The sequence below is a fragment of the Aliinostoc sp. HNIBRCY26 genome, assembly GCF_050235535.1.
Lineage (GTDB): Bacteria > Cyanobacteriota > Cyanobacteriia > Cyanobacteriales > Nostocaceae > Trichormus.
In genome coordinates this window covers 847,516-868,382 of record NZ_CP189852.1, presented here as the reverse complement: position 1 = coordinate 868,382, position 20,867 = coordinate 847,516, and the positions used below count along the sequence as shown (strand labels likewise).

The 20,867-nt window shown below is 40.8% G+C and carries 20 protein-coding genes and 1 pseudogene; 10 read left to right on the top strand and 11 right to left on the bottom strand.

Translation table 11 applies throughout. The features are described 5' to 3' along the window. Nucleotides 1-360 carry a Dethiobiotin synthetase gene (locus ACQFX9_RS03670; protein ID WP_427160753.1) on the bottom strand — a complete coding sequence of 120 codons (360 nt, stop codon included), beginning with the start codon at nucleotides 358-360 and terminating at the stop codon, nucleotides 1-3. Nucleotides 361-434: 74 nt separating this feature from the next. Next, complete coding sequence (gene crtD / locus ACQFX9_RS03665; RefSeq protein ID WP_427160752.1) at nucleotides 435-1,949, bottom strand: C-3',4' desaturase CrtD; 1,515 nt, start codon at nucleotides 1,947-1,949, stop codon at nucleotides 435-437. Nucleotides 1,950-2,043: 94 nt separating this feature from the next. Between crtD and ACQFX9_RS03660 the strand changes: the two genes are divergently transcribed. Then, nucleotides 2,044-2,370 (top strand): helix-turn-helix domain-containing protein, encoded by a 327-nt coding sequence (locus ACQFX9_RS03660; protein ID WP_427160751.1) that lies wholly within the window; start codon nucleotides 2,044-2,046, stop codon nucleotides 2,368-2,370. 59 nt (nucleotides 2,371-2,429) lie between these two features. Here ACQFX9_RS03660 and ACQFX9_RS03655 read toward each other — a convergent pair whose 3' ends face one another. Both ACQFX9_RS03655 and ACQFX9_RS03650 read right to left on the bottom strand, forming a co-directional pair. Further along, complete coding sequence (locus tag ACQFX9_RS03655; RefSeq protein WP_427160750.1) at nucleotides 2,430-3,941, bottom strand: ParM/StbA family protein; 1,512 nt, start codon at nucleotides 3,939-3,941, stop codon at nucleotides 2,430-2,432. 47 nt (nucleotides 3,942-3,988) lie between these two features. Continuing rightward, on the bottom strand, nucleotides 3,989-4,561 hold the full coding sequence (locus ACQFX9_RS03650) for a hypothetical protein (RefSeq protein WP_427160749.1): 573 nt from the start codon (nucleotides 4,559-4,561) through the stop codon (nucleotides 3,989-3,991). A 443-nt stretch (nucleotides 4,562-5,004) separates the two neighbouring features. Between ACQFX9_RS03650 and ACQFX9_RS03645 the strand changes: the two genes are divergently transcribed. From ACQFX9_RS03645 to ACQFX9_RS03635, 3 genes are all read left to right on the top strand, one after another. Further along, the gene (locus ACQFX9_RS03645) at nucleotides 5,005-5,568 is read left to right on the top strand and encodes a hypothetical protein (RefSeq protein WP_427160748.1); all 564 of its coding nucleotides are present in this window, start codon (nucleotides 5,005-5,007) and stop codon (nucleotides 5,566-5,568) included. Nucleotides 5,569-5,815: 247 nt separating this feature from the next. Next, a complete protein-coding gene (locus ACQFX9_RS03640; RefSeq protein ID WP_427160747.1) occupies nucleotides 5,816-7,114 on the top strand; it encodes a M16 family metallopeptidase in 1,299 nt (432 codons plus the stop codon). Nucleotides 7,115-7,267: 153 nt separating this feature from the next. Then, entirely contained in the window at nucleotides 7,268-8,134 is an 867-nt protein-coding gene (locus ACQFX9_RS03635; protein ID WP_427160746.1) for a fructosamine kinase family protein, read from the top strand. Nucleotides 8,135-8,258: 124 nt separating this feature from the next. Here the strand turns inward: ACQFX9_RS03635 and ACQFX9_RS03630 are convergent, their stop codons facing one another. The 3 genes from ACQFX9_RS03630 to ACQFX9_RS03620 all read right to left on the bottom strand — a co-directional run bounded on the left by ACQFX9_RS03630 (nucleotide 8,259) and on the right by ACQFX9_RS03620 (nucleotide 12,298). Next, nucleotides 8,259-10,304: a chromosome segregation ATPase gene (locus ACQFX9_RS03630; RefSeq protein WP_427160745.1), complete on the bottom strand. Its 2,046-nt coding sequence runs from the start codon at nucleotides 10,302-10,304 to the stop codon at nucleotides 8,259-8,261. A 152-nt stretch (nucleotides 10,305-10,456) separates the two neighbouring features. Beyond that, nucleotides 10,457-11,362, bottom strand: a complete 906-nt coding sequence (gene hslO / locus ACQFX9_RS03625) for an Hsp33 family molecular chaperone HslO (RefSeq protein ID WP_427160744.1) — start codon at nucleotides 11,360-11,362, stop codon at nucleotides 10,457-10,459. 99 nt (nucleotides 11,363-11,461) lie between these two features. Further along, nucleotides 11,462-12,298, bottom strand: a complete 837-nt coding sequence (locus ACQFX9_RS03620; RefSeq protein ID WP_427160743.1) for a sensor histidine kinase — start codon at nucleotides 12,296-12,298, stop codon at nucleotides 11,462-11,464. A gap of 38 nt (nucleotides 12,299-12,336) precedes the next feature. Here ACQFX9_RS03620 and ACQFX9_RS03615 point away from each other — a divergent pair, with 38 nt between their 5' ends. Next, a complete protein-coding gene (locus ACQFX9_RS03615) occupies nucleotides 12,337-12,834 on the top strand; it encodes a helix-turn-helix domain-containing protein (protein ID WP_427160742.1) in 498 nt (165 codons plus the stop codon). Next, entirely contained in the window at nucleotides 12,828-13,397 is a 570-nt protein-coding gene (locus ACQFX9_RS03610; RefSeq protein ID WP_427156769.1) for an IS630 family transposase, read from the top strand. The genes ACQFX9_RS03615 and ACQFX9_RS03610 overlap by 7 nt, the downstream gene beginning before the upstream one ends. Nucleotides 13,398-13,557: 160 nt before the next feature. Here the strand turns inward: ACQFX9_RS03610 and ACQFX9_RS03605 are convergent. From ACQFX9_RS03605 to ACQFX9_RS03595, 3 genes and pseudogenes are all read right to left on the bottom strand, one after another. Next, nucleotides 13,558-14,393 (bottom strand): annotated as a pseudogene (locus tag ACQFX9_RS03605) (IS4 family transposase); the annotation flags it as partial. Between the two features lie 83 nt (nucleotides 14,394-14,476). Further along, nucleotides 14,477-15,046, bottom strand: a complete 570-nt coding sequence (locus ACQFX9_RS03600) for an IS630 family transposase (RefSeq protein ID WP_427156769.1) — start codon at nucleotides 15,044-15,046, stop codon at nucleotides 14,477-14,479. Then, nucleotides 15,040-15,537, bottom strand: coding sequence for a helix-turn-helix domain-containing protein (locus tag ACQFX9_RS03595; protein ID WP_427160742.1), 498 nt, complete (start codon nucleotides 15,535-15,537; stop codon nucleotides 15,040-15,042). Before ACQFX9_RS03595 ends, ACQFX9_RS03600 begins: the two co-directional genes overlap by 7 nt. 129 nt (nucleotides 15,538-15,666) lie before the next feature. Here ACQFX9_RS03595 and ACQFX9_RS03590 point away from each other — a divergent pair, with 129 nt between their 5' ends. The 4 genes from ACQFX9_RS03590 to ACQFX9_RS03575 all read left to right on the top strand — a co-directional run bounded on the left by ACQFX9_RS03590 (nucleotide 15,667) and on the right by ACQFX9_RS03575 (nucleotide 18,778). Then, nucleotides 15,667-17,001 (top strand): IS701 family transposase, encoded by a 1,335-nt coding sequence (locus tag ACQFX9_RS03590; RefSeq protein ID WP_427156771.1) that lies wholly within the window; start codon nucleotides 15,667-15,669, stop codon nucleotides 16,999-17,001. Between the two features lie 59 nt (nucleotides 17,002-17,060). Beyond that, entirely contained in the window at nucleotides 17,061-17,270 is a 210-nt protein-coding gene (locus ACQFX9_RS03585) for a DUF4058 family protein (protein WP_427160741.1), read from the top strand. Further along, a complete protein-coding gene (locus tag ACQFX9_RS03580; protein ID WP_427160740.1) occupies nucleotides 17,204-17,794 on the top strand; it encodes a DUF4058 family protein in 591 nt (196 codons plus the stop codon). Before ACQFX9_RS03585 ends, ACQFX9_RS03580 begins: the two co-directional genes overlap by 67 nt. A gap of 142 nt (nucleotides 17,795-17,936) precedes the next feature. Beyond that, nucleotides 17,937-18,778, top strand: a protein-coding gene (locus ACQFX9_RS03575) for an IS5 family transposase (protein ID WP_427160739.1) whose coding sequence is annotated in 2 segments (ribosomal slippage) — nucleotides 17,937-18,321 and nucleotides 18,321-18,778 — 843 coding nt in all. Because the reading frame shifts where the segments join, the coding sequence is not laid out codon by codon here. Between the two features lie 18 nt (nucleotides 18,779-18,796). On the opposite strand, the gene ACQFX9_RS03570 is transcribed toward ACQFX9_RS03575, so the two are convergent. After that, the gene (locus ACQFX9_RS03570) at nucleotides 18,797-20,527 is read right to left on the bottom strand and encodes a pentapeptide repeat-containing protein (RefSeq protein WP_427160738.1); all 1,731 of its coding nucleotides are present in this window, start codon (nucleotides 20,525-20,527) and stop codon (nucleotides 18,797-18,799) included. Nucleotides 20,528-20,867: the final 340 nt, after the last annotated feature.

Sequence of the window (20,867 nt, the reverse complement as noted above, 5' to 3'; positions counted from 1 at the left end):
CTAAAAACTTCCAGGTGGAGGAGTTTGCCAAACGCCAGAAAAGATACTTTCCACAGCTAAAGCAATTCTCACTAAATCTTCCTTAAGTAATGGCGGCCAATCAATACCAACCCTGCGTCCAGCAATAAATAACTGTTGTGTTTTCACACTTAATTGATAAAGAGCAAAAGTTAATTCTCTATCTAGACTGGGAGATTCTTTTAAGGCTTCAAATACAACTTTTAACGCTAACAAAATAGAGGTAATTTGACCGGGGACTGGTGGTTTACCTTGTTTCATCCGCGTCAACAGTGCATCTGGGTTTTCCTCAGTTGCAATTGTTTGGCCTAGTAGGAGTTTGCGAGCTGTTTCGTAATTCATCTATCCAGCGTAGTGTGTTTTTTTACAATCCCGTCAGTCTAGGTTAAATATATCTTTAGATGTTGTGTGTAACATTAGTATTGTGCCTGAATTTGTCTGACTACTGTGAGAGCTGAATAACTGACTCCGGCTGTACCTTCCCCTGGATGGGTGGAGTCACCAACTAGCCATAAAGCCTGAATAGGTGTACGGTTGGCAAAACCAAAGGGGCCAAAAGTGGGAATTCTTTGACCTATACCGCCAACTATACCGCGATCGCGCCCAGTATAGTAAGCAAAAGTTCGGGGTGTGGCGGCTTCTTGATAAACTATGGTTTCTGGTTTGAGATAAAAGTATTGCGCTAGTTTAGCGATCGCATCTTGGGTATACTGCTGTTTTAATCCTTGGTAATCTTCAGTCCGCCACCACTGTTCAGCATCTACAAAGGATGAAGCGATAATTGTGGCTTTCCCTGCTGGTGCGCGTCCATCACCCTCATGACTTACCGACACAAATAAGGAATTATTCTCCCCAATTACGCCGTTTGCATCATACATAAACTGTAAATGGGGCGGACAATCGTAAGGAATTGCACTAGCATCTACACCCAAATACACCACAAACGCACCGGATGCGGGGGGTAGTTTTTCCACACGCCGTTGATAGCCAATGGGGGCCTTTTCTCCCAATAGTTGCACTAAATTCTGCACAGTGACGTTAGCAACTACATGATCTGCGGCTTCTGTCCAGACTTCACCTGTTTTTTGGTTTCTAATCACCACAGCCGTAGCTTTGCCATTTTCCACTTTGATTTGTTCGACGGTGTGGCGCATTAATAATTTACCACCGTCTCTTTCTAAAGCTTGCACTAGGCGATCGCTCAATACCTGCATACTACCTTGGAGGTGATACAAGCCCTGGGGTTGTTGGGACACACTCAAAGCTGTAGCAGCGTAAAGTAAAGCTGTTTCTTCCGCGTTGACTTGGGAATATAACTTCAGTTGCAAATCTAAAAATGTCCTCAGTCGGCGGTCATTTCCCAACCCAAACCACCTTAAAGCATCACCCACAGTTGACAAAGTAAAAGGTGCAGTAATCAAAGTATTCGGACGTACTGCTTGAATTAACTGACCCAAATCCCACAGATTACGCGGTGGTAAAACTGGGTCGCGTCCCTGGAATTCCCAACTAGCATTAAATAACGTCGCCATCAATTGCCAAAATGGTTCACTACCAGGAAACTGTTGTTGTCTTTCTTCCCGCCATTTCTCAGGGTCGCGCCAAACATTAATCGGTGTGCTTTCCCCAGGTAAAAAGACTGCACAAGCTGGGTCACAGGGGGTAGCCTCTGGTAAATCTATCTCTAATTCCGAAAATATCCGATGATGAATTCCCCCTGGTTCTAACCCTGCAACTTGAGTTGCACCCACATCAAAGGTAAATCCTTGGCGTTTAAAGGTGGAAGCACATCCGCCAGGAACAATGGCTTGGTCGAGAATTAACACACTGTAACCACGACGGGCTAATAATGCAGCCGCCGTCAATCCACCAATTCCCGCACCGATGACGACTACACGGGGTTTATTTTGGTTAACAACAATATGAGACATTAAGATTAGCTTTATAAAAATTAATATTCCTACTCATAATTTTACAAGCTAATAAACAACGCTACAAGGATGTGATAAAAAGGGAAAAGCAGCAATGACACAAGAATCGATGTTTGAAGAAAGCAGTGGTAACGTATTTGCTGACCTTGGTTTGTCAGATGCAGATGAACTGTTTACACGAGGAAGGATAGGGATTCAGGTGCTGCGTCTTCTCCAACAACGCAACCTGAAACAGCGTGAAATCAGTGAATTACTAGGCATTCCCCAGCCAGAAGTATCTCATTTGATGAAAGGAGAGTTTCAACGGTTCAGTGAAGGCAAACTCCTGATTTTTCTAAAGCGACTGGATACAGAAATCACCTTACATCTTCGCTCTCGTCACGCATCAGACCAATCTTTTGATACTGTGATATCGCTATAGAAAAATTAGTGCAAGAAATAGGTACTGAAAAGCTGTTTAGTACCTATTTCTTGGGATTATTACATTTCTGGTATTGCTGGAATAGATCCATTAATCTTTGAATAACCGTAAAGATACTGTCCTAAAGCATTAGCTTGGCGGGAAGGTGTAGCTAAGTAGGCATTAATTTTAGATCCTGTTCGGATTAGGAGGCGTTGGATATCATTCCAAAAAAACTCTCCGCCGCCACCCGTAATAATTACATTTGTCACCTGCTCTGGCAACCAAGCGAGGATACGGGAGCAAAGTTCGCGGGAAAAAGTTTCTGTGAGTTTAGGAAGAAAATCATCTAGGTTGATCGATTTATAAGCACCTTTAGGAAAATAGAAGCGATCGCCTTTAGATTTGTTCATAGCTTCAATGAAGGCTAAAGATTGACTATCAGCACTTTCTACATATCTAGATAGCCGTTCATATAAATTGCTCATACCAAATGATTCGCTTTTAGAAGCATCTCTAACAAGGCGGAAATTATCCACAATTAGCATCTGAAGGTTTTCATAACCAATATCAACAATGGCTACAGGCGCATCTGTAACATCAGGAATATCTGATATCTTAGGTAGGGCAATAGACCACAGCAAAGTACCATAACCTTCTGGCATTACCCATACTTTAGAAATATTCAACTGTACAGGTAAATCACGGAATTGCATGAAATGCTGTCCAGTAATCATACTAATTAACTGTGCTTTCTGCATCTCAAATTCTTTTGTGGAGAAGAAAGGTAAACTAATCACCACTGATATGTCATCGTATATTTCACCTATACGTTTAAAATAGGCAGCACTTGCCAAAACTTTTATCAAAGCATCTTCTAGCTTAGATTGACCAATGCCGATATTTGCACCAAGATTAGCTGCTAATTGACCAACAGCATAACCACTACCTTCATATCCCAGCCGTAAATCCATTAAAGGTAAACCAGAACGATCATATCCAAATGATGGTGATTTCTTCACATAGGCAGGTATGGAAACTACATCCCCAGGTTCGCAGCTTGCACAAGCTTTAGTAAAATTTCTACCTAAATCAACACTGAGAATAGTGTTACTGCTAACATTTGTGGGTTTGAGAATTTGGATTTTTACAGCAGGTGCTATTCGTCTTAAGATACGTGGATAGTAGTCAGGGGGAACAATAATTAATTCCTCATCTAATTGGGAAAGAGCTTTATTAGTTTGTTCTACTGCCACCTTAAATTTGTTTAAAGTATCTCCTCTAGGTTCTTTATCAATCTCCCACATTAAAGACATAAGATGTTGCTGCAATCTTATTGCGAAACATAAACAGTCTTTTTTCACTTCATCTAATGCGCGTTGGCGATTTAAGTCAATAATATGGTCTTTGCTGGCATCAGCGAGTTCAGAGTATTTCTTCTGTAAACTTTCATATTTGTTCGTTAATTCATTAGCAACTTGTCTATGATGTTTGGCTGCTTCTCTGTCTTTTTCTCCAGCAGCATGAGCAGTAAAAGCACCTGCAACAGCAACAACTGCTGCCCCTATAGCACCGAACAAAAAAGGTAGCATAAAAATCATATGGGTTTTGACTAAATTATTTAGGAATTAGGAGGAAGCTAAGGAAGTTGAGAATCAGGTAACAACTTACTATCTGCTGATGTGAGTCCTAAAGATTGAGCAATAGCAATTGATTCACGTAACCGTTCCATAGCTCCTTCTATTCCAGGTGCAATTGGACGATTTGTAATTTCTTGGTTAATGGTTTTCATTTCAGCCAGGAAATCTAGATTTTTCTGGTGTTCATAAATCAGTTCATTTTCAATTTCCTGTAATCTTGCTAACTCTTGTTGCGTTAAAGATTTGTAATAATTTCTTACATTTTGTTTATGGTCTTCCAGGAGTTTGAAGAACTCAATAACCATACCTGCAAAAGCTAATGCAGGTTCTGCTTTAGTTAATGCGGTTAATGCGATCGCAATAGGTGGACAAGCAGCTGCTAATGTTGTATTTACAAATGCCGTTGCACCCCTAACTGCTCCTCCATTGACAGTATCGTTTAATGTTGCTGTAATCGCTTCCTCTACAGAAATTTCACCTCGAACTACACGCAGTGCATTGATTAAAAGCGAAAAAGGAGCAGCCGTCACAGCAGCGTTGACAGCAGAATTAAAATGAGAATCTTCAGGCATGAATAATTTTCTTCCTCATTGATGAGGAGCGTAAATAAAATTACGTATATTTTATGTTTTTCTGTATTATATATGCCATAGTATTTATACATATTCTAACTAAAAATTACAGGCATAATCAAAAATTCAGGTCATAGCGGCTCTGAATTTACAAAAAATTAAGTCTGATTTTTGACAATGATTTATTCTTAAGTCTCCTGAAAACTTTTTTGAGGTGATGATTTTTAAAGAGACTGAGCAATTTTAAGTATTATTTCTGTTGACTATATGTATTTAGATATGTTTTTTACCAGTAAAGCATCCTCTGAATATTAACAAGTAATTAGCCTGCGTTCGGCTTTGTCGTTACCGATAGGCTAGGCAGGCTTTGTTTGTCTAACCCAGATTCCAGTCTGAGAGAATGAATTTTTAGCTTCTGAGGAAAAAATACAGGATACAGTCACATGAAATATATCAAGCGTCACGCGGACAAAATTGAACTGATTGTCGAGGTGATTTTTTTAGTAGTCTTATTTCTGCTGGGATTTTTTCTGGATTATAAGTACGCTGCTTCTTTATCCTGGAAATATTACTTATTTATGACTTTTTTAGCACTCATCTTACTTTTGCCAGTGTACTTAAAATCTCAGCGAAAACAAGAATTGTGGCTGTTTATCGGGTTTAATCTCAGCCTCTTCGCTTTGTACTTTATAACTCTCTCGCCTGTCAAACCCTTCACCCAGTTTTATCTCGACATCAAACATGGGATGACAATTCAAGAAGTGCAAACCAGATTTAACCAGCGTTTTCCTAAAGACGGAAGATTTCCTCAGCCAGAATCGCAACTCCTTGATGAAAGTCACGGTGTGCTAGAAAATATTGACCCAAAAGCAAAAGGCTTTTTAGCTTTACCTGACCAACTTCTAAACTACATTCTTGACCCAAATGATGGTCGCTACAATGCAGAATTAGTGAATGTTTATTTCAAAGATGGCAAAGTGGTAGGAATGGAGTATTTGCCCGATTGAGACAAACCCTTACACCAATTCGCTAAAATTCTGATACAGATCCAAGCCCGGAAACCCTTGTCCATTCAGGATTTATCAATTGCGTTAGCGTAGCGGGGCGGGAGCATCGTTGCGAATTGCGAATTGGTATTACACCCAGCCTCAAAAAATCTTTGTGTGTCCAGCCTGTTTCAGATGCCACAATCAAAGATATTTTCGGGTGACAGATAAGATAAAGAAGTAAAAACCTCTTCACTCACCACTACCCATGACCTCAACCCTGTTAAAATTTCCGCGTCTGAACGCCCCCAAAATACATCAATTGCCTAATGGCTTAACTATTATTGTTGAGCAAATGCCAGTGGAAGCGGTTAACCTCAATCTATGGATCAATATTGGTTCAGCCGTAGAATCAGATGAAATTAACGGCATGGCTCACTTTTTAGAACATATGATTTTTAAAGGGACTGAGCGAATTGCTAGCGGTGAGTTTGAACGCCAAATTGAAGAACGTGGTGCTGTTACCAACGCCGCTACTAGCCAGGATTACACGCACTACTACATAACCACCGCACCCAAAGATTTTGCTGAATTAGCTCCTTTACAAATAGATGTAGTATTAAATGCTACTATTCCCGATGAAGCTTTTGAACGGGAAAGATTTGTAGTTTTAGAAGAAATTAGACGTTCTGAAGATAATCCCCGTCGCCGCACCTTTCGCCGGACGATGGAAACCGCGTTTGTAGAGTTACCTTACCGTCGTCCAGTGTTGGGGCCAGAATCAGTAATTTCCCAACTCACACCCCAGCAGATGCGTAATTTTCATCATAGCTGGTATCAACCCCGTTCAATGACTGCTGTGGCTGTAGGTAATTTACCGGAAGAAGAATTAATTGAAATTATCGCTGAAAGTTTTAGTCAAGTTAATTCCCAGTCCCCAGTCCCCAGCGAAGCACTGAGCTTGTCGAAGTGTCCCCAATCCCTCTCCCTCGAACCCGCATTTACTGAAATTGTCAGACGAGAATTTGTTGATGAAAGTCTCCAGCAAGCCAGATTAGTAATGTTGTGGCGAGTTCCAGGGATGAACCAGCTAGAGCAAACTTATGCTTTGGATGTATTAGCAGGGATTTTGGGACACGGAAGAACATCAAGATTAGTTCAGGATTTGCGAGAAGAACGGGGAATAGTTTCTTCCATTGGTGTCAGCAATATGACTAATCGCTTACAAGGGACATTTCATATCTCTGCTAAGTGTGCAGTAGAAGATTTAGCAGAAGTAGAAACCGCGATCGCCCAACACATCCGCAGATTACAAACAGAGTTAGTCACAGAAAAAGAAATCGCCCGTGTTCAAAAGCGCGTCGCCAATCGATTTATTTTTGGTAACGAAACACCAAGCGATCGCACCGGCTTATACGGCTACTATCACTCCCTCATCGGCGATTTAGAACCAGCATTCAACTACCCAGCCCACATCCAAGCCCAAGCCGCCCAAGATTTACTTTTAGCCGCTAATCAATACCTGTGTCCAGAAGCTTATGGTGTAGTGGTACTTAAACCTGTTTGATTGGGGATTGGGGACTGGGGACTGGGGACTGGGAAATTTCTACTACCTGGGGGCTTTTGTTTTATTCAACAGTATCTAGTAGTGAACGTAACATGAGAGGATAAACAAGTTTCTTACTCCTAATCCCTAATCCCCAATCCCCAATCCCCAACTATGTGGACTGAAATCGATGCCCAGATTAGCCGAGTGACTGGTGAAAAATTTCAGAGTCAAAACAGGCGATCGGTTAGTGGTGGTTGTATTAATCAAGGTTATTCTGTCTCTGATGGTATAACAACATACTTTGTCAAACTCAACCAAGCCTCTCAAGTCGCCATGTTTGAGGCAGAGATGCTGGGATTACAGCAGATGTATAATACTCAGACTATTCGCGTACCAAAACCAATCTGTTGGGGTACAGCCGGAAATTCTGGGTACATAGTTTTGGAATGGCTGGAAATGGGAGGTGGTAACAGCAATTCCTGGGTGGAAATGGGACGCAAGTTAGCAGCCATGCACAAAGCCACCAGTCAGCAAGGTTTTGGTTGGGAGATGAATAACACCATCGGTTCTACACCCCAAATCAACACCTGGGCAGCAGATTGGGTAGAGTTCTATACAAAACATCGTCTCGGCTATCAATTCCAACTAGCAAAGCGACGGGGTGGAAGTTTTCCCAAACAGGATGATTTACTAGCCGCAATTCCTGATTTATTAGCAGATCATCAAGTCCAACCTTCCTTAGTACATGGTGACTTGTGGGGTGGGAACGCTGGGTGTACTGTCGCAGGTGAACCAGTGATATTTGATCCAGCGACTTATTTTGGCGATCGAGAGGTTGATATTGCTATGACAGAACTTTTCGGTGGCTTTCCCGCCGCCTTTTACCAAGGTTATAACGCTGTCTGGACTCTAGATGCAGGTTATGAAACTCGCAAAACCCTATACAATCTCTACCACATCTTGAATCACTTCAATTTATTTGGTGGCGGTTATGCTTCCCAAGCAAATCGCATGATCGAACAGATTTTAAGGGTATAGGGAATGGGGAATGGGGCATGGGGAATAGGGCATCGAAGTAAAATATCCCTTGTCTACCTTGTCTACCTTGTCCCCCTCGTCCCCCTTGTCTCCAATCCCCAATCCCCAATCCCCAATCCCCAATCTACTGAGTATTAATCAAAGAAGGCAGCAACGGTTCAGGTTGAGGTGCAGGATTGAGTAATTGTTGCCATGTTTTAATTTGCTCTTGTGCTGCACTATAAGCACCACTACCGCGTGGCACTAACCGCGCAGTTTCAATACCCTTAGCGATATCTGATGAACCTTGAGAACGGGCAATCTCTAATATTTGCTGACTCCATTGGTCGATCGCTATATTTGCATCCATCCGTAAAATGCTGTTGTTGGAAACTTTATCAGCGATGCGTATGGCTTCTAATAATGCTTCTGGTGTTCCACTTTGGGCTACGGCTTTGGCTTGTGACCAATTGTCCCTAGCACGGATTTGTCCTTGCCAATCTTCTATAGCTGTTTGTGCTTCGCCAGAGAGCGATCGCCCAGAATTTGCCAGGGGTCTAGCAGCGTTAATGGCTGCTGTCAAATCTCCTGTTTGGGCTAAGTCTCGCGCCTGATCTAATATTGGTTGGTCTTGGATACGTTGTGCTTTTCCTACCCAACTGCGAATTCTGCGGCGTGCTTCTGGGTATAATGCCCGTCCTTGGCGAATTTGACTAGCTTCAGCGATCGCAGCTTGTAAAGAATTAATATCACCCAGAAACGCCATTTGTTCAGCCCTTTCTAAATAAGGTCTGTCTTCAATAGTTTCTACTTGCGCTTGCCAACGGTTAATATCTTCTTGGGCTTCCGAACCACGGGGATTACTGGTTGGTATTAGCTGTGCTTCGGCAATGGCGGCTGTTAAATCGTTGATTGTCCCTTGATTTGCTAAATTTCGGGCTTTTTCTAGACGTGCGACATCTTCTATTTCTACTTGCCATCGGGCAATTAGTTGTTGGGCTTTATCGTAAACTGAACGTGATGGGTCTATTAGTTGTGCTTGGGTGATAGCTGCTTCTAAACCAGCAATATTTCCGATCCACGCGCTTCTTTGTGCGTCAGCTAAGGCGATGAAATCTTCTACTTCTGTTTGTAACCCAGTGATTTCCGGAATTTGTCTGGCAATATCTAAGGCTGTATCTGCATCCCGTTGATCAATTTTAGCCTGGGCTAACTCCAGCATTTTGCGCCCATAGGCAGGGATGAGTTCTTGGGCTTTGCTGTACAAGTAACTATTTTTGCCAATTGACTCAGCTAATTTGATGGCTTCTAAGAAATCATCAACTTTTTCACTCTTGGTTAATGTTTCTGCTTTAGCTAACTTATCAACATCCTCTTTCGATGATGTAATAATGCCATTTAATTCGTCGTATTTAACACTAGACCAGTATTTATTATCTACACGCAGTAACTTTGACGCTAACATAAACGCCGATTGCCAACGCTGTTGTCGCAGTTCCTCTTCTGCATTTTTGTAGATGGTTTCTGCCCTTGTCCAAATGGTTTCCCATTTAGAAACTTGCTCGTCTACTAACTTGTATGTTGGTAGGTCTTGGGGTATCTTACGGGCTGTGGCGATCGCTTCTTCTATTCTCCCTGCTTGAAAACTCCCATCTGCTAGTTCTAAAATATCTTTTGACCACTCTTCTAAAAATTGGTCAATTTGTCCCCTTAGTGGGTGATCTGGTGGTAGTTGTTTCACAAGGGCGATCGCTTGTAATAGATCCCCCACTGTTTGCTTAGAAGCCGCTAATTGAGCGCAGTGTAACCGCACTGAAGCACTGGCCAACGGCCAAAAAATCGCCGGACAGTTAGGTGCAGACGGCAACTTGAGTAACATTGCTGTTGCCATAAACGCCACACCACCGGGAATCATCGTTAACAATATAGCCCACGCCACCCAACCTTTCATCCAGCGTGGTAACTTTATGTAACCTTTATTACGTTTGGGATTTGGGTTCGGTGAGTTGTTTGGAGATAATTCTGCAACGTGATTATCTCTTGGCTGCTTTAACGAGTCATAAGAACCAGTAGCCGGGATACCAGATGTTTGGTGATCACCGACCTTTTGGGTTTGGGATAATCTTTCTCGATCATCTGGATTTGTTCCTCTGGTTGGATGCCAACTTTCTGGGATATCCCGCTCTGTCATCTCTCACACCAAAATAGTTGAATAGCTATCTGTTTTAGAATGATAATTCGATTTTCGCCAGCGTAACTTTCTCATAATTAAAAAGTTACTTGTTACATGATCAGTCTCCACAGATATCATTAACAATTCACAGATTCAGCATCCCTGTATACTTAACCGGAAGCAGAAGATTCAGCTTGTAAATCCACAATTAATTGTGCTAAATGATCACTACTTGCTTGATAAACTCTGCCACAAAAGTCACAAGTTGCTTCTGCCCCATCATCTTTTACAATCATATCTTGTAACTCAGCTTCGCCCAACATTTTTAACGCCCCCAACACCCGATCAAAAGAACATCCACAGTGGAAGCGTAAAATTTGGCTTTCTGGGAAAATATTTAAACCCATGTCGCCGAGTAAATCGTGAAAGATTTCCGGCAAAGTTTTACCAGCTTGCAACAATGGTGTAAACCCTGATAAAGCTGCCACCCGTGATTCTAATTTTGCCACTAATTCTTCATCTCTAGCAGCTTTCGGTAACACCTGCACTAACAACCCACCAGATGCTGTGACTCCATTAGCACCAACAAATACACCTAAAACTAGTGCCGAAGGTGTTTGTTCTGAATTCACGAGGTAGTGAGCCACATCATCACCAATTTCTCCAGAAACTAGTTCCACTGTACTGGAGTAAGGATAGCCATAACCAATATCTCTAACTACATAGAGATAGCCATTACCCACAGCACCACCCACATCTAGTTTCCCTCTAGCATTGGGGGGTAATTCGACAGAGGGATTACCTACGTAACCCCTGACTGTGCCATCTAAGCCAGCATCTACTAAAATACCGCCCAAAGGCCCATCACCTTTAACTCGGACGTTAACCCTAGATCCCGGACGCTTCATACTAGAAGCCATCAACAAACCAGCCACCATAGTCCGCCCCAGAGCCGCCGTTGCTACGTAAGAAAGCTGGTGGCGTTGCCGTGCCTCTTCTGTCAAACGCGTGGTAATTGCACCTACTGCACGAATTCCACCGTCGGCTGCTGTGGCGCGAATTAATTGATCCGCCATGAAAACCTTACCAATAATAATTGCTCAACAAACGCCCTTGCTCTTCAGCTTCGGGTTTCAAGTAACTTTTAGTATAACAAAACTTAACTTATACAAAATTTACGTAGGTATCGTTCGTCTAATGGGTAGCTTAATATCAATTTTTGTACCTTGGTTGACAGTAGAGCTACATTTAATTGAGCCTCCATGTTGCTCAACAATAATTTGATGGCTAATAGACAAACCTAAACCTGTTCCTTGACCAACTGGCTTAGTAGTAAAAAAAGGTTGAAAAATATTCTGGCGAGTTTCTTCAGACATACCACAACCATTATCAGCAATTGAGATAGTGAGCCGATTATCCTGACAAATAAATGTGCGAATCCAAATAGTTGGTTTCTCTAATGTGTCTTGATTAAAAACATGGGCTTTTTGCATTAAAGCATCAATAGCATTATTCAGTAAATTGAGAAATACTTGATTTAAATATCGGGGATTACAAAAAAATTGCGGAATTTCGCCGTATTCTTTAATTACTGAAATGGGTTGGCTATTGTTAGCAAAAGCTTTCAGTCTACTTTGCAAAATCACAATTGTGCTATCAATACCTTGGTGAATGTCAGCTTTTTTATAATCAGCTTCATTTAACCGAGAGAAATTTGATAGGGATTCTACAATCTCCATGATGCGATTTGCACCCACCTGCATCGAATTTAACAGATTTGGTAAATCACTCTGGATGAAATTAAAGTCGCTATTATCAAGAGCATTAATGATTTTAGACTCTGGATTAGGATAGACATGACCATAGGTTGCTATAATATTAAATAACTCATAGATATATTGCTTGAGGTATTGTAAATTTCCATGAATGAAACTTACAGGATTATTAATTTCGTGAGCAACTCCAGCCACCATTGTACCCAACGCTAATACCAATTTAATATGAAGTTGCATATAATAGGGGGAGGTAAATGTGATAAGTCCTCAGACCTATGAGCCGCCCGTTTAAGATAGAAATCGTGGAGAGCGAAGAAGAACTCAAAAAACGCCTGCAAACAGCCAGTGAAGGTAGCCAAAAAGAAAAGCTACAGATGTTGTGGTGGCTCAAGAGTGGGCAGGTAAAGGAGCAGCAAGAAATTGGAAAACGCTTGGCCAGAGATACTTCGACGGTGACGAGATGGTTACAGAGGTATAGAGGGGGTGGATTGTCTGAGTTATTAGCAGTGAAGAAAGCACCAGGGGCAAAACGAAAAATTACTGAAGAGGCGATCGCTTCATTAAAGCAAGAGTTGGAAACAGGAGAAGGATTTAGCAGTTACGGAGCAATAGTCGAGTGGTTGAAACTCAAACATGGATTGGATATCGAGTATGGAACAGTCTATGACTGGGTGAGATATCGTTTAGGAGCGAAACTCAAAGTACCACGACCCCAAAGCTATCAGCAGGATGAAAAACTCAGAGCCGAATTTAAAAAAAACTCGGTGTGCTGATAGTTAGTCTCGAACAACTGCTAGCACCAGGTAAAACTGTGCGCTACCTGTGTCAAGATGAAACGAGAGTGGGACTCAAAACCCTCACAGGCAAAGTAATTACAGCTAGAGGAGTTAAACCTACTGTTGAGGTGAAATGGCTGCGGGAAAATTTTTGGATTTATGGTGCAATTGAACCGTTGACTGGAAAGCATTTCCAGCATGAATACCCCAAACTCAATGGCGACTATTTTCAGCAGTTTTTAGACTGGCTATCTGAACAATTAGGCTCCGATTACGCCATTTTACAGATTGATCAAGCTCCTGCCCATACTAGTTCTACGATTCGTTGGCCAGACAATATTATTCCTCTACTACAACCATCTCATTCTCCCGAACTTAATCCCATCGAGAGGCTTTGGCAATTTCTCAAAAAATCTCTCAAAAATGTACTTTTCTCTTCTTTACAAGATTTACGTGAGCGCATTCAGCAGCTATTTGACCAATTAACTTTTGAACAAGTCATGTCTGTGTCTTCTTATGACTTTATTTTAGAAGCTCTTTTATATGCAGCTTCATATTAAATTGGTATAACATAGTTTCACGTTGAATTAATTGCATTTGAGTTTGTTGTGTTTCTTGTAGTTTCGATAATGCAAATTCTGCATCCTCCTTCGCTACGCGATATTTTTCCTGAACTACTAAAAATCTTTGCAGCGTTTGCTGAATGGGGGACAAAATCAACTAAAAGACTGACTGTATAAGGCTCATAGCTCTTAGACCTTGTTGATAATACTTGCGCTTATTGGCATTAAGTCTCATTAATTGGGCTACTAATGATTGACAATCATCCATAAAACTGACCCAAGTATAACCATACAGACCAATATAAAAACTGCTATGTCGCCTGGTACTACGGTTCTTTTCTTGAACTCTTCCGACATATTCTTGTACACCCTTACGTTTAATCTGTTGTCCTTGAATTGTCGCTGATGAGTAGGCAATAGCTATTAACAAAATTAGTGAAATCAACCCTTCTCTCGTGACTTTTGTATCTTCTAAATTATAGCCTCCTGTTTTAAAATCTCTAAACATTTCCTCAATATCAAAGCGTTGTTTATAAGCTGTAATAGCTGCGCCTAACTCTGATAAATCTGTGAGAATAAACCATCCTTCTTTTGGTGCTACACTTGGAGTTTTCGCTTCCATTTACAGGCCAAATTAAAATGTCCAAAACCTCTAAGTTTCGTGACTTTAACTCCCGGTAGAAATAAGGATAGTCCTGGGGCTAATCCCAAATTTTTTAACTCTAACCAAATCTCTGACTCTTTTTTGATAAATTAATTTTTTCTTAATCTTAAACAAAAGCTCAATCCTTGCTTTTTCAACCAGTTTGCTAATTTGACTGAGCAAAATTCTCTATCTCCCAATACACATACTTTATATTTGTTCACTATCTCTAAAATCTCTATCAACGCTTCTGTTTGTTGTTGGAAATTACTATTGCCTTTTTGCTTCAATAATTCCAAATATATCGGTATTGCTCTTTTCTCCCACACTATGCTTATCATTAATAGATTTTCAGTAGACCGGAAAAGGCTATAATACAATTAGATTATGGAAACGTTCGTCAGTTTAGAATAAAAGTGCAGTTAATACCAATTTAATATGAAGCTGCATATAAAAGAGCTTCTAAAATAAAGTCATAAGAAGACACAGACATGACTTGTTCAAAAGTTAATTGGTCAAATAGCTGCTGAATGCGCTCACGTAAATCTTGTAAAGAAGAGAAAAGTACATTTTTGAGAGATTTTTTGAGAAATTGCCAAAGCCTCTCGATGGGATTAAGTTCGGGAGAATGAGATGGTTGTAGTAGAGGAATAATATTGTCTGGCCAACGAATCGTAGAACTAGTATGGGCAGGAGCTTGATCAATCTGTAAAATGGCGTAATCGGAGCCTAATTGTTCAGATAGCCAGTCTAAAAACTGCTGAAAATAGTCGCCATTGAGTTTGGGGTATTCATGCTGGAAATGCTTTCCAGTCAACGGTTCAATTGCACCATAAATCCAAAAATTTTCCCGCAGCCATTTCACCTCAACAGTAGGTTTAACTCCTCTAGCTGTAATTACTTTGCCTGTGAGGGTTTTGAGTCCCACTCTCGTTTCATCTTGACACAGGTAGCGCACAGTTTTACCTGGTGCTAGCAGTTGTTCGAGACTAACTATCAGCACACCGAGTTTTTTTTAAATTCGGCTCTGAGTTTTTCATCCTGCTGATAGCTTTGGGGTCGTGGTACTTTGAGTTTCGCTCCTAAACGATATCTCACCCAGTCATAGACTGTTCCATACTCGATATCCAATCCATGTTTGAGTTTCAACCACTCGACTATTGCTCCGTAACTGCTAAATCCTTCTCCTGTTTCCAACTCTTGCTTTAATGAAGCGATCGCCTCTTCAGTAATTTTTCGTTTTGCCCCTGGTGCTTTCTTCACTGCTAATAACTCAGACAATCCACCCCCTCTATACCTCTGTAACCATCTCGTCACCGTCGAAGTATCTCTGGCCAAGCGTTTTCCAATTTCTTGCTGCTCCTTTACCTGCCCACTCTTGAGCCACCACAACATCTGTAGCTTTTCTTTTTGGCTACCTTCACTGGCTGTTTGCAGGCGTTTTTTGAGTTCTTCTTCGCTCTCCACGATTTCTATCTTAAACGGGCGGCTCATAGGTCTGAGGACTTATCACATTTACCTCCCCCTATTATATGCAACTTCATATTAAATTGGTATAAGCCCTCTTTTGTTACTACGGGGAAAGTATAATCAGGAAGAAAGCAGACAAAGCAAGTAAGAGGAATGGTTACAGCGCGTAGACAGCCAGTAAGCACAGTGGCATTCATAGATAACTATTGCCAGCACTATTATTCAGTATTTGAGGATGTGAGGCATTTTGAAGCATTCAAATTCTTACATTTGGGCATACTTTCAGAAATTAAGAGAAAAACTCTGCCAGAAATAGCTAAAACAGTGGGGCTAAAAGATAGCCAAACACTACATCATTTCCTGAGAGATGCACTGTGGGATATCAAAAAATTAAGAGAAATAAGGCTATGGTTAACAAAAATGTTTATTGGAGAAAGAGAAATAATTTTATGTATTGACGAAACCGGAGATCAAAAAAAGGGAAAATCAACAGATTATGTGACTAGGCAATATATTGGAAACTTAGGTAAAACAGAGAATGGAATAGTATCCGTAAATGCTTATGGTGTAGTAGATGGAATCACTTATCCTTTAATATTCCAAATATTTAAACCGAAAAATCGCTTAAAAGAAGGGGATAAATATAAGAGCAAACCCCAAATAGCGGTAGAGATTATTCAAGAGTTGAAAGAATGGGGTTTCAAAATTAAATTAGTGTTAGCAGATAGTTTATATGGTGAGAGTGGAGATGTAATTAGATGTTTAGAAAAATTAGAACTAGAGTTTATCGTAGCAATTCGCTCCAATCATGGAGTGTTAATGCCCCCAGGAAGCCGAAAACGTTATAATCGTTGGAAAGCTTATGAGCAAAAGCTTTCACATCGTCAATTAGAAACTCGTTACCTGAGAGAAATTATTTTTGGTCAACGTCGCCGCATCAGATATTACCAAATCAGTAAAGTTAATACACCCGACCCCACTGGAGATGAAAGTTGGTACATCATGACTAATTTATCAACTGATTTGTCACTGAATGTCGCGCAACTTTATAGTTTAAGAAACTGGATTGAATATGGTTTTAAAGAAGTTAAAAATGAACTGGGTTGGGCTGATTTTCGTCTGACTGATTATGAAAGTATTGAACGCTGGTGGGAAATCATTTTTAGTGCTTACCTTTTAGTTAGCATTCAGGCTACTTATTTTCAACTTTATGCCCAAACTCAATCAACATCTAGTTCAGAATCACCTTCATCAATAGACTTTAATATTTATCAATATAGTCAACATCCTAATTGGGAATCTGGTATAACATGGAAGAGTGCTTTAAATAATCTTAGATTGCTCATTCAACCCTATATTTTTTACTGTTTGATTCAACCTTGGCTCACAGTATTTAACATTCCTGGTATGAAGCGTTGCTTTTTGAAATTAATCGACTTTATGAATGATTTTCGCGCTTCTCCAGTCAGTTTCTCTGTTGCTAGTTGAATCTCTTGTCAATTTTTCTTTTCCTAAAGTAACAAAAGAGGGATAAGTGAGCTTGTAAAATGCCCTCCTCGTTCCCTGGTATGGACCCATATCTTGAAGGCTACCTGTGGAGTGACGTACACAACGCCCTTGCTAGCAAAATCCGTGCTTTTCTCGCCCCACAGTTGCGTCCTAAATATGCTGTAAGGCAGAAGTATATGTTGTGGAAGATATTTCCCCTGCTAGTGAAATTGGTATTTTGTACCCAGATGTTGAGGTGTTGCAGATAAAACAACGCCGTGATATGACTCCAACTACATCCACATCAAATACTGCTACAACCCCAGCACCTCTGACACTTCCGGTTATCCAACCTGTTGCAGTCCGCATCCCCACAGTCGAAATTCGGGATACAGCCAACAACCGACTAGTCAGCTGTATCGAAATTCTCTCCCCCGTTAACAAATGCGAACCAAGTATTACTGACTATCGGAAGAAACGACAACGTTTATATAATGCCAACGTTCATTTAATTGAAATTGATTTGCTGCGTCGGGGAAATCGACCATTTAACTACCCCCGCCTTCCAGATGTTCCCTACTTGATCACTTTAACGCGGGCTGGTTCTGGGTTAATTGATGTGTGGCCTGTGAAGTTACAGGATACTCTACCAACAATACCCGTTCCGCTTTGCGAAGGCGACCCCGATGCTGTACTGGAACTGCAAGCTGTGCTGAATGCTATCTATGATGAAGCTGGGTATGATTTATCTATAGACTACAGCCAGCCACCACCGCCACCAGCCATAAGTTAGTCAAGTTCTAAGCTTTTGAAGCAGGGCTGAAGCCCTTACTACAAGCCAGTTAGTCTGAGAACATCGATGACCACTAGCTTATTAGACCTCTTGCAAAAGTCCCAAATGCGTGGGACAAGTAAGTTAGAGTTGGGTAGCATTGATGACCTACGAACAAGTAAAGAGCTTAAAGCCAGAAGACTTTAAACGCTTGTGTGGTGTACGCCCGGAGACTTTTAAGCAGATGTTAGAGGTGGTGCGATCGCCCAGCCAACCAAAACAGAAAACAGGAAGACCAAGTAAACTCAGCCTAGAAGACCAATTGTTGATGACATTAGAATATTGGAGAGAATACCGTACGTATTTTCATATTGGTCAATCTTGGGGAGTAAACGAGTCTACAGCATACCGAATTATCCGAAAAATAGAAGATACACTGACTAAATCTAGGGCTTTCACTCTTCCTGGAAAGAAAAGACTAGCGAATTCTGATTATCAGTTACAAGTAGTGATAGTTGATGTTACAGAAAGCCCAATTGAACGTCCTAAAAAAAACAAAAAAAGTTCTACAGTGGCAAGAAAAAGCAGCATACATTAAAGTCTCAAGTAGTGGTAGACCAAGCGAATGGTCAAATCATCTGTACGGCTCATGGTAAGGGAAGAGAGCATGATTTTCAGATATTTAAGAATAGTCAACTTCATTTGAGAGAAGATATAGAGTGCTTGGGCGATAAAGGTTATCAAGGTATTCAGAAACTACACAACAATAGTCGGATTCCGACAAAAAAGCCTAGAGGTGGTAAGTTAACTTATGAAGATAAAAAGAGGAATAGAGAATTAGCCAAAATTAGAGTTTTAGGTGAGCATATAAATCGTAAGATGAAGGTATTTAAAATTTTGTCCCTTACTTATAGGAATCGTCGAAAAAGATTTAGTTTAAGGTTTAATTTGATTGCTGCTCTCTACAATTACGAGCTTTCCCTCCCCAAAATTAAATCTTCCTAAGCGACTTTTGCAAGAGGTCTATTCTAAACCCAACTGCTTTTTTAACACTACGGGAACATTGAGTGCTGTCTCTAAACCGCGCACGCCTTCCCATTGCAGCTTTTCCCCCCAGTGACTGACTTCTAAGTTGGCTTCGGTGACATCTGTATCATCAAGAATACTATAGGTGAGATTAGCGGCTGTTAAGTCTGCACCATTCAGCATCGCACCACTGAGGTTACTACCAGTTAAATTGGCACTATTGAGGTTAGCGAAACTCAAATCTGTACCCAGAAGTACCGCATCACTTAAGTCTGCGCCGGTTAAGTCAGCTTCACTGAGAATACCACCACTCAAGTCAGCATCGTTGAGAATGACGCGACTGAGGTCAACGCCACTCAAGTCAGCACCTAAGAACATCGCACCGTTGAGTTTAGCATCGCTGAGTTTAGCACCGTTGAGTTTAGCATAGCTGAGGTCGGCGGACACGAGGCTGGCTGAACTTAAGTTAGTGCTGAATAAAATTGTGTCACTGAGGTTGCTGCCATTGAGAACAGCACCCGATAAGTCAGCCCCACTCAAGTCAGCACGACAAAGATCAGCATGATTGAGGTGAACATTTTTTAGGTCAGCGTCACTGAGATTTGCCCCAAACAGTATGGCGTTGGTGAGGTTGGCGCGCGAGAGTACGGCATCTCGGAGGTTAACACCACTCAAATTAGTGTGACAGAGTTCGGTATCATTGAGTTGACAACTACTCAAGTCAGCGCGACTGAGGTCAGCACGGCTCAGATTTGCCCCTGTGAGGTTTGCCCCTGTGAGATTAGAACTGCTGAGGTCTGCATGAGAGAGGTTTGCCCCTTGGAGATTTGCCCCACTAAGATTAGTATCACCCAGGTTAGCACCTGCTAAGTTAGCATCTTGAAAGTTGACACCCGTCAAGTTAGCATCTCCTAGATATGCTCCAGTCAGATTTGCGCTACTCAAATTCACACCTGTGAGATTGGCATCTCCCAAATATGCGCCTTGCAAGTTAGCACCTTTGAGAAATTCACCAACAATGTTACTAAAATTACCAATTTCTATGGCATCACTATAATTAATTATCCGCAGCAGTTGAGATGTGAAAAAGCTCTCTGTATCTCGTTCTCCAGAGGGATAAAAGTTAATTTGATGCTGTAAGTCTTCTTGCTTCTGAGCATAACGATGTATTTCTAAGAGCAAAATTAATACATTTAAACCTGTATATATATCTACTTGCCTTAGCCTGATCGCCTGATTTTGTGCTACCATCGCCATCAGTTTTTGCTGTGGTAGGTTATCGCTAGGAGGTGCATCGATAAATTCTCCTTGACACCAACGCTGATAAAACCCTAATAAACGGTGAAATAGTGCTATGTATTGCCATTTTTGGACTAATATTAACGATTTTGTTACTTTATCTACTATTTCTACTGTTAATGCACTGCTGCCAAGCAAATCATAAATTTCTGTATACAGTTGGCGATCGCTCAGATGAAACTCGCTATCATTTCCTGTGTTTGTCCACGTTTCTAATTTAGTTTGTAACTCTTTGAGGAAAATATCTTTTTGTAAATTGTCTTGATTAATTTTGACGTTTTGCTCTAGATTTTGCTTGTAGTTTCTAGGGTTTAAAATCTGTGATGCTACTAAAGTTTTTTTAAGTGGTCTATCTTGTGACCTAGTGCTTTTAACGTAACTTTGCAGTAGTTTCCAAACTTGGGGTAATTGTGACATTTTTTTAGCCATTAATACTAATTATTTTTGATTATTAAGATTTTAGAAGTAGGAGACTAGGAGTTAAAGCTTTTTGTCTTTCGTATTTCCTGTAAGCTAGCTAGAAAGTGCTATTAGGGTGATGGGGCTTTCACCTATGGTGATTGCAAATGTTTGATTGTGAGGTTTCCTTGTGATTAGCTGATGGGAAAGACTGAATTAGTATCTTTGGCTTCAGTCTGTATTGGATAAAATCTATCTTTTGAGGAAAGCTTTATAAATTAATCATCAGTCATTAAGTTTAGTTAGCTATCTACAACATTTTGAGTAGCAAAGCATTTTTTTGATTAAAATAGAATTTTTAAACTGATAC